3 protein-coding genes are annotated in these 2,706 nt (G+C 56.0%); all 3 read left to right on the forward strand.

Annotated elements, in window-relative coordinates:
• On the forward strand, nucleotides 1–409 hold a 409-nt coding region (locus JE47_RS21880; RefSeq protein WP_035420197.1), incomplete at its 5' end, for a hypothetical protein.
• 76 nt (nucleotides 410–485) lie between these two features.
• The gene (locus JE47_RS0119935) at nucleotides 486–962 is read left to right on the forward strand and encodes a hypothetical protein (protein ID WP_031461423.1); all 477 of its coding nucleotides are present in this window, start codon (nucleotides 486–488) and stop codon (nucleotides 960–962) included.
• A gap of 404 nt (nucleotides 963–1,366) precedes the next feature.
• Nucleotides 1,367–2,527 carry a glycosyltransferase family 4 protein gene (locus JE47_RS0119940; RefSeq protein ID WP_051871229.1) on the forward strand — a complete coding sequence of 387 codons (1,161 nt, stop codon included), beginning with the start codon at nucleotides 1,367–1,369 and terminating at the stop codon, nucleotides 2,525–2,527.
• Nucleotides 2,528–2,706: the final 179 nt, after the last annotated feature.

Raw genomic sequence — 2,706 nt, forward strand, 5'->3', positions numbered from 1 at the left:
GGGTCGCCGCCATCTCGAAACGATGGTTATGTTAATTGCATATTATAGTCTTTTCTGGAGGGCGCTGTTTGCGGCAGGTATGTGCGCTCTGCTTTCCTGGTTTCTGCTACCAGCGCAGGTTGATCTCTTCGCTGTGGGTGTTGTTCTGCTGCTCGGTGCGATTGGTTATCTCTGGTTGCCTGCCGCAACCCGACTGGTACGGGCAGTCTGGCGCTTCCAGGTTGGTTGGTTCGGAATGACGTTGCTGCTGCACCTGCTCGGGTACGTCAATATTGTGATCTCGCCGACGACACTCTATGCACTGGCTGCCTGTGGTGGTGCGGTTGGGTTGTTGTTCTGGCCCCGCCTCAGCTCCTGGCAGGTAGGTCGCGCCATCCGTCATCATCTGCAACGACATCTGCAACGATAGTTGTATCTTACCCGACAGCAGTCGTTACGCCGTCAGCGCCGATCAGGCGCTGCTGACCGATCATAGGAGCGTACCCATGCCCGATCAGTTTACCGTTCGCATCGAGTTTGTAGATAACGATCCAACCCGCCCTGACCCGGCTGGCGTTAGCGCCTGCGCCGATCAGATACTCACCGATCTGCGTCGCCGCGGCATCGAGCCGTATCCGGTGTACACCGGCGCGATGGGTGGTGACGTGTATGAGATTGTGCGCCAGTTGGCCGAGAGTGCTGCGGCAAACAAGGAGGTCTTGCTGGCGCTGATCAATGGAGTCGTTGCACCAATCGTCAGTGTGCTGGCCGAACGGCTGAAAGCGAAGGATCGGCCGTCTGACGCGCAGCATACAGTGATCGTTATTGTCGAAGGCGCTCAGGCTGAGGTGATCGATCCTGACATATCTGCTGAGGAGTTGTTGCGCCGTCTGCTCGTCAGCGACCCGCAGCTTGCCGAGAGAGTTTCCCCAGCAACGAAGCCAGTGGTACAGGTCAGGGTGGCAGGGTACAAGAAGCGGTAGTGGACTTAACCCCTCCCCCCTTGCAAGCCGGAGTTTGGGGATAATGTGCGGATACGCTGAAATTTACCCCCAACCCCCGCATGCGGCGGGTGAAGGGGGCTGCCTACCAAAAGCCGGAAACGTTGCTCATCCATGCTCACCAATGACAATATTGTCAATAACCATTTTCATCTCGTCAAGGCACTGTCATTCTGATATGCTACGGTCATACACGGGGGCTGCTGCAACTCGCCATCTGGAGAGCACGCACGAAGGGGGGGCAGGCAGAAGTTCCAATGATCGCTTGTTCTATTCACCCATGCGCACTGTGTACCTTGATCAGACACTCATAAACATTGCGAGCGTTCCTCTCTTCGGCAGCCTGAGCGAATATGGGCTTGTCATAACGGCAGTAGGAGCAATCTATGCGGATCGGCATTGATGTGCGCTATCTGTCTCACGGTTTGGTTGGTGGTGTTCATACCTATGTCAAACACTTCGTGGCCGAGCTGTGTACGATAGCTACCGATCATCAGATATTTCTCTACGCCGATACAAAATGCCCGTTTGAACTAGATAATCTACCGCTTACGGTAACGCTGCGCCTGCTACCGTACCGAGGGCCGCAATCGAGTGTGTATCTTGATTACATTGGGATGCAACGGGCAATGGCCCGTGATCGGCTCGATGTGGTGCATTATCCGGCAAACTATGGTTTCCGCGTGAGCGGTGCACGGGTTGTCGTAACCCTTCACGATGCCCTGACGATTATGCCGCTCAGTGAGACACTGTTCAGTTCCGGTTCGCGACGCACACTTCGTTCAATGGCGACAACGATCTATCTGTATTTTGCCTCGCGGCGCATGTTGCACCATGCCGATTTGCTGTTGACCGTCTCAGAGCACGCTAAGCAAGATATTCTCCGCTATTGCCGATTCGATCCTCAGCGCATTATTCCTATTCCCCATGCACCAACGCCGGATATGTACCGAATCAGTGACGAAGCCATTCTTACTGCGGTTCGTCAGCGTTACGGGATTGACCGACCATTTGTGCTCGCCGATGCGCTGAAGAACCCCGGCGTTTTGGTGCGCGCCTGGCGACGATTACCGGCAGCGCTGCGGCAGAGTCATCGGATTGTCTTTTTCTCGCGTCATCCTGAGCCACTGCCGATAGTTTTCGAGGCAGTTGAGCGCGACGGTGCACTGCTTCTGATCAATCCGCCACGTCCTGATCTGATTGCGCTCTACAGTATGGCGGAAGTTTTCGTTTTTCCATCCTGGTTCGAGGGCTTTGGTATTCCGGTATTGGAAGCGATGACTTGCGGTACGCCAGTGATCGTTTCCGACCGCGGACCGCTGCCGGAGGTCGCAGGAGGAGCGGCGTTGGTGATGGATGCCGAGGACGACGCGACGCTTGCGGGTTACCTGGAGCGCTTGCTGACCGATCCGAACGAAGCAGCACTCTGGCGTGAACGCGGTTTTGCTCATGCGGCGCAGTTTAGCTGGCGCAAGACTGCCCAGCGTATTTTGGAAAGTTATGAGCAAGTATTGCATAGAACGATCTACGCGCCTGGTGTGCTGTAGGGCGCAGTACCGGGGTGATCCATCGCTGCGAGTTTTCGGTTATGTTTGTTGTGCTGATGGAAGTTGTGCACCGGATTGTGGCAATACCTGGTTCGCTGCTCGCTGGAGGTATGCGCGGGGCCGGAGATGATGGAGCACTGATGCGCTCCCCGCTGGGGTTCAGCCGTCCACCGCATCGG

Source organism: Chloroflexus sp. MS-G (assembly GCF_000735195.1).
Taxonomy (GTDB): Bacteria; Chloroflexota; Chloroflexia; order Chloroflexales; family Chloroflexaceae; genus Chloroflexus.

Coding starts and splice junctions, on each gene's coding strand:
- JE47_RS0119940 (WP_051871229.1), top strand. CDS start 1,367: ATGCGGATCGGCATTGATGTGCGCTATCTGTCTCACGGTTTGGTTGGT.
- JE47_RS0119935 (WP_031461423.1), top strand. CDS start 486: ATGCCCGATCAGTTTACCGTTCGCATCGAGTTTGTAGATAACGATCCA.